At 73.4% G+C, this 6,139-nt stretch carries 6 protein-coding genes; all 6 read left to right on the top strand.

Going from position 1 to position 6,139, the window contains the following annotated elements:
• Positions 1-643 (top strand): bifunctional 1-(5-phosphoribosyl)-5-((5-phosphoribosylamino)methylideneamino)imidazole-4-carboxamide isomerase/phosphoribosylanthranilate isomerase PriA (gene priA / locus I59_RS18065; protein WP_022905072.1); only part of this gene is annotated, 643 nt, incomplete at its 5' end.
• A 5-nt stretch (positions 644-648) separates the two neighbouring features.
• Positions 649-1,509, top strand: coding sequence for an SseB family protein (locus tag I59_RS18060; protein WP_022905071.1), 861 nt, complete (start codon positions 649-651; stop codon positions 1,507-1,509).
• A 146-nt stretch (positions 1,510-1,655) separates the two neighbouring features.
• A complete protein-coding gene (locus I59_RS18055; RefSeq protein WP_022905070.1) occupies positions 1,656-2,543 on the top strand; it encodes a ParA family protein in 888 nt (295 codons plus the stop codon).
• The gene (locus I59_RS18050; RefSeq protein WP_022905069.1) at positions 2,527-3,381 is read left to right on the top strand and encodes a ScpA family protein; all 855 of its coding nucleotides are present in this window, start codon (positions 2,527-2,529) and stop codon (positions 3,379-3,381) included. The genes I59_RS18055 and I59_RS18050 overlap by 17 nt, the downstream gene beginning before the upstream one ends.
• Positions 3,371-4,078 (top strand): SMC-Scp complex subunit ScpB, encoded by a 708-nt coding sequence (locus I59_RS20435; RefSeq protein ID WP_083882209.1) that lies wholly within the window; start codon positions 3,371-3,373, stop codon positions 4,076-4,078. Before I59_RS18050 ends, I59_RS20435 begins: the two co-directional genes overlap by 11 nt.
• A gap of 1,210 nt (positions 4,079-5,288) precedes the next feature.
• A complete protein-coding gene (locus tag I59_RS23675) occupies positions 5,289-6,032 on the top strand; it encodes a pseudouridine synthase (RefSeq protein ID WP_031274541.1) in 744 nt (247 codons plus the stop codon).
• Positions 6,033-6,139: the final 107 nt, after the last annotated feature.

Below are 6,139 nucleotides of genomic sequence, written 5' to 3'. Positions count from 1 at the left end.
CTCCTACGGCGACCCCGTCTCGGCCGCCCGCACGTGGCGTGAGCAGGGCGCGGAGTGGATCCACCTCGTGGACCTCGACGCCGCGTTCGGCCGAGGCGACAACCGTGCGGTCATCGCCCGCGCGATCGACGAGGTCGAGGGCGTCGCGGTGGAGCTCTCCGGCGGCATCCGCGACGACGCCTCGCTCGAGGCGGCCCTCGCCACCGGCGCGGCCCGCGTGAACCTCGGGACGGCCGCGCTCGAAGACCCGGCGTGGGCGGCCCGGGTCATCGGCGAGTACGGCGACCAGATCGCGGTCGGCCTCGACGTCCGCGGGACGACCCTCGCCAGCCGTGGCTGGACGGAGGACGCGGGCGACCTGTGGGAGGTCCTCGACCGCCTCGAGGCCGCGGGCTGTGCGCGCTACGTCGTGACCGACGTGACGAAGGACGGCACGCTCCAGGGTCCCAACGTCGACCTCCTCCGACAGGTGTGCGAGCGCACCGACAAGCCCGTCGTGGCCTCCGGCGGCATCTCGACCCTCGACGACCTGGTGGCGCTGCGGGAGCTCGTGCCCCTCGGCCTGGAGGGCGCGATCATCGGCAAGGCGCTCTACTCCGGGGCGTTCACGCTCCCGGCCGCGCTCGAGATCGCCTCGGCCTAGCAACCGTGTCGGGCATCTCGAACGGCCGCGGTACCGGCCCGGACCCCGAGAACGGCCGCGGCACCGGACCCGACGCGCACGAGCGCGGGCACGACGACGCCCACACGCCCGGCGGTGCCGCCGACTCCGCGGGTCTGCCGTGGGCGGGGCGGACGTTCGACCACCACGACACCGCGTTCGCCGAGGACGACGGCCTCGCCGACCCGGCACTCGTCGCCGCGATCCGGGCCGTCGCCGACGGGACCACGCAGGCCGCGGTCGTGTCGGCGCTCCGGACCGCGCGGCTCCTCGTCCCGCTCGTCGCCGAGGCCGGGGACGTCGGACACACCGACACCGGCAAGCTCGTCGACAAGACGCAGGAGCTCTCGATCGTCACCGTCGCCGGCCCCGACGGTCGCGCCGTGATGCCGGCCTTCACCTCCGTCGAGGCGATGCGCTCCTGGGACCCGACCGCCCGTCCGGTCCCGGTCGAGTCGCGCCGGGTGGCGATGGCGGCGGCGAGCGAGGAGACCCAGCTCGTCGTGCTCGACCCGACCGCGCCGACCGAGTTCGTGCTCCGCCGGCCCGCGGTGTGGGCGCTCGGGCAGGACCTGCCCTGGACGCCCTGCTTCGAGGACCCCGAGGTCGCGCAGGCCTTCGCGGACTCCGTCGCCGGGGAGCACGCCGTCGCCCGCGTCGAGCTCGCCCCGGGCGACCCGCTCGGACGCTTCCAGGGCGCGGAGCTCACGGTCGGGCTCGCGCTCGTCCCCGGCCTCGACCAGACAGCGGTGCAGCAGCTCGTCGGTCGCCTGCAGGTGCGCTGGTCCGCGGACCCGCTCATCGCCGAACGCGTGGACAGCATGCGGGTGGCTCTCCGCCCGGCGTGATCCGCGCCTCCAGGTCGGGTCGCCACCAGCACACCGTGCCGGGCACGGACCAGTCGGGAGGCACGGTGCACGCCCGCAGGGCGGGCCGCGTCGGATGCGACGCGGCCCCGGCGGTGCACCCGGGCCGTCGGCCGGTCGCCGGTAGCATGGGGCACGTGAGCACGAACCCGACGACGAACCCCGGAACCGGCGCGACCACCATCGGTCCGACGGGGCGTCCCGTCCGGCAGTTCGCGATCCCGGAGGAGCTCGACGGACACGGGCCGGCGCGCATCATCGCGCTGTGCAACCAGAAGGGCGGCGTCGGCAAGACGACGACGTCGATCAACCTCGGCGCGGCGCTCGCCGAGTACGGACGCAAGGTCCTCGCGGTCGACTTCGACCCGCAGGGCGCGCTGTCGGCGGGCCTCGGCGTCCGCACCCACGACATCCCCACGGTCTACGACCTGCTGATGGGGGCGATCAAGGACCCGAACGAGGTCATCCAGCCGACGAACACGCCGTACCTCGACGTCATCCCGGCGAACATCGACCTGTCCGCAGCGGAGGTCCACCTGGTCAACGAGGTGGCCCGCGAGCAGATCCTCGCGAGCGTGCTGCGGAAGGTGCAGCACGACTACGACGTCATCCTCGTCGACTGCCAGCCGTCGCTCGGCCTCCTCACGGTGAACGCCCTCACGGCAGCGCACGGCGTCCTCATCCCGCTCGAGTGCGAGTTCTTCGCGCTGCGCGGTGTGGCGCTGCTCATCGAGACGATCGACAAGGTGCGGGACCGCCTGAACCCGGCGCTGACCCTCGACGGCATCCTCGCGACGATGTACGACTCGCGGACGCTGCACTCGCGTGAGGTCATGGAGCGCGTCGTGGACACCTTCGACGACCGGGTGCTCGACACGGTCATCGGCCGGACGGTGAAGTTCCCGGACGCGACCGTGTCCGCTCGCCCGATCACGCAGACCGCGCCCGACCACGCCGCCGCGCACGCGTACCGGCAGCTCGCACGGGAGCTCGTCGAGCGTGGCGCCGTCGCCTGAGCCGCAGGACACCGCTGCTGGCGCTCCCGCTCCGGCGGGGACGCAGACCGCGCCGGGCTTCCGGGTCCGGCTGTCGAACTTCGACGGGCCGTTCGACCTGCTGCTCTCGCTCATCACGAAGCACGAGCTCGACATCACCGAGGTGTCGCTCGGCGCGGTGACGGGGGAGTTCATCCAGTACGTCCGGCAGGCCGAGTCCGCCGACGAGCTCGACGAGGCGAGCGAGTTCCTCGTCGTCGCCGCCACCCTGCTCGACCTCAAGATCGCCGGGCTGCTGCCCCAGGGGGAGCTCGTCGACGCCGAGGACGTGGCCCTGCTCGAGGCCCGCGACCTGCTCTTCGCGCGCCTCCTGCAGTACCGCGCGTTCAAACAGGCGGCGGACTGGTTCGGCGAACGCTGGGGCACCGAGTCCCGCCGGCACGTGCGGAGCGTCCGCCTCGAGGAACGGTTCCGGGCACGGACACCCGAACTCGTCTGGACCCTGTCGCTGCAGGACTTCGCCGCGCTGGCGACCCTGGCGTTCGCGCCGCGGGAGATCCCCACCGTGGGGCTCGACCACCTGCACGCGCCGCTGGTGAGCATCCGCGAGCAGGCGGCCATCGTGGTCTCGATCCTCCGGACCCGCGCCGACGAGGACGTCGCGTTCCGCGAGCTGGTCGCCGGCGTCGACGAGACGGGTATCGTGGTGGCTCGTTTCCTCGCGATCCTCGAGCTGTACCGCACCGCGTCGATCACGTTCGAGCAGGTGGAACCGCTCGGGGAACTGCTGCTGCGGTGGACCGCCGAGGACTGGTCCGACGAGAGCCTCGCCAACCTGGGAGCCGACTATGACGGATGACGCGCACGGTCACGCGCACGGCCGGTCGCACGGACACGCGCACGACTCGTCGAGCGCCGAACCCGGCAGCGCGGACGAGATGGCTGACGCCCGGGCGATCGAGCAGGCGATGCACCACGCTGCGCCCGCGCTGCCCATCGACCGGCAGCTCGAGGCGATCCTCATGATCGCCGACGAACCGCAGTCGCTCGTCGCGCTCGGCGCCGCGATCGGTGCTCCCGTGCCCGCGGTCCGCCAGGCGATCGAGCGACTCGTCGCCGACTTCGACGGCGCGGACGGGACGATCCGCCGTGGGTTCGAACTCCGCGAGGTCGGCGGCGGCTGGCGCTTCTACGTCCGGCAGGAGCTCGACGAGGTCGTCGAGCAGTTCGTCGAGGCGGAACGGGCCGCGCGGCTGTCCCAGGCGGCGCTCGAGACCCTCGCCGTGGTCGCGTACAAGCAGCCGATCACCGCTCCCAGATCCCTCGATCCGGGCGGTGAACGTCGACGGCGTCGTGCGGACGCTCGTCGCCCGGGGCTCATCGAGGAGTCGTTCACGGACGCCGAAAACCGGCCCATTAATTACGTCACGTCCGACCTGGTGCTNCAGCAGCTCGGCATCAACTCGCTCGACGAGCTGCCGCTCATCTCGCCCCTCCTGGACGACGGTGCCGACGGCTTCGGGCAGAACGAAGGGATCCCCGATGGCCGCGTATGAGGAAGAACGACGAGGCGGCCCGCGGGGCGGCTCCGGTCGCGGGGACGGATCGGGTCGGCCGGGAGGCGCGTCACGCGACCGCGACGCCGGCTCCGGTCGTGCCGGTGGCCGGTTCGGCGGCGGGGGCCGCGACGAGCGGTCCGGCGGGGAGCGCGGGGGGTACCGCGGGCGGGACGACCGTGGGGACCGCGGCGGCCACGAGCGGCGGGACGACCGTGGTGCGTCGGGCGGTGGGTACCGGGGCCGCGATGACCGTGGTGCGTCGGGCGGGTACCGGGGTCGGGACGACCGTGGCGCGTCTGACAGCGGCTACCGCGGCCGCGATGACCGTGCTGCGTCGGGCGGGTACCGGGGACGCGATGACCGTGGTGCGTCGGGCGGTGGGTACCGGGGCCGCGATGACCGTGGTGCGTCGGGCGGTGGCTACCGGGGCCGGGACGACCGTGGTGCGTCTGACGGTGGCTACCGCGGCCGGGACGACCGACCTGGTGGGCCTCGCCGCGAGGACGACCGCGGTGGGTACCGCGGCCGCGACGACCACTCCGGCGGCGACCGCGGCCGCTTCGTGCGCCGCGACGACGATCGCCGCCAGGGTGACCGCGGGGGCTTCGTGCGCCGCGACGACGAGCGTGGCGGGTACCGCGGCCGGGACGACGAGCGTGGTGGGTACCGCGGCCGGGACGACCGGCAGGGAGGCGGGTACCGCGGGCGCGACGACCGTCGTGACGACCGCGGCGGGTACCGCGGCCGCGACGACCGTGGTGCGTCGGGCGGTGGGTACCGCGGCCGGGACGACCGTCGTGACGAGCGCGGTGGGTACCGCGGCCGCGACGACCGCCAGGGTGCGCCCCGCCGCGACGACGACCGTCGCCGCGACCCGGCCCGCGAGGACCGCCGCGCACCCGACGGACGTCCGAGCACCGTCTGGCACAACGGCCGGCGGTACGTCGGCGGCACCACGACGGCGAGGAACGGCGACCGCCCGAACGCGTCCGGCCAGCGTCCCGGCGGCCAGCGCTCGGGCGGCCCGCGGTCCAGCGCGCCGAGGAGCACCGACCGCGCGACCACCCCGCAGCCCGAAGGTGCCCGTGACGAACACGGGCAGCCGCTCGAGGGCACGCCCGAGCGTCCGATCATCCCCGAGTGGGACGCGGCCGACGGGACCGCGACCGCCGGAGCCGAGCCGGGCCTCCAGGCCGACGGTGAGCGCCTGCAGAAGGTGATCGCCGCTGCGGGCGTGGCGTCCCGCCGCGTCGCGGAGAACCTGATCGTCGAGGGACGGGTGACCGTCAACGGCGAGGTCGTCGAGGCCCTCGGGCGTCGGGTCGACCCGGAGACCGACGCCATCGCGGTGGACGGCGTGCCCGTGCAGGTCGACACCTCCAAGCGGTACGTCCTGCTCAACAAGCCGGTCGGCATCGTGTCGAGCCTGCAGGACGAGCGTGGGCGTCGTGACCTGTCCGAGTTCGTCGACCGGTACGAGGAGCGCCTGTTCAACGTCGGCCGGCTCGACGCGGAGACCTCGGGCCTGCTCGTGCTGACGAACGACGGCGACCTGGCGCACGTGCTCGCGCACCCGTCGTTCGGCGTGACGAAGACCTACATCGCGAAGGTGCAGGGGAACGTCAACCCTGCGACGGTCCAGCGGCTGCTCGACGGCGTGGAGCTCGAGGACGGGCCGATCGCCGCGGACAAGGTGCGGCTGCTCGAGTCGTCGCGCGGTGAGTCGCTCGTCGAGATCACGCTGCACTCCGGCCGGAACCGGATCGTCCGGCGCATGCTCGACGAGGTCGGCCACCCCGTGCTCGAGCTCGTGCGCAGGTCGTTCGGGCCGCTGCAGCTCGGCTCCCTGCCGATCGGGCGGACGCGGGAGTTGTCGACCGTGGAGCTCGGGAAGCTGCTCGCCATCGCGCGGGGGCACGGGCAGGAGGCAGTCGCGCGGACGGACGAGTGAGTCGCCGCCGAGGAGTCCCTCGACCGCGAGCACATCGCAATCGGGAGTATTTCATATTCACGATCTAGGGTCATGTCGCTTCGTCCGACCCCAGAAAGTGATCATGA

This window comes from Curtobacterium sp. B8 (assembly GCF_000333315.1).
Lineage (GTDB): Bacteria > Actinomycetota > Actinomycetes > Actinomycetales > Microbacteriaceae > Curtobacterium > Curtobacterium luteum.
This window is presented reverse-complemented; position numbering and strand designations above follow the sequence as displayed.

Coding starts and splice junctions, on each gene's coding strand:
- I59_RS18055 (WP_022905070.1), top strand. CDS start 1,656: ATGGGGCACGTGAGCACGAACCCGACGACGAACCCCGGAACCGGCGCG.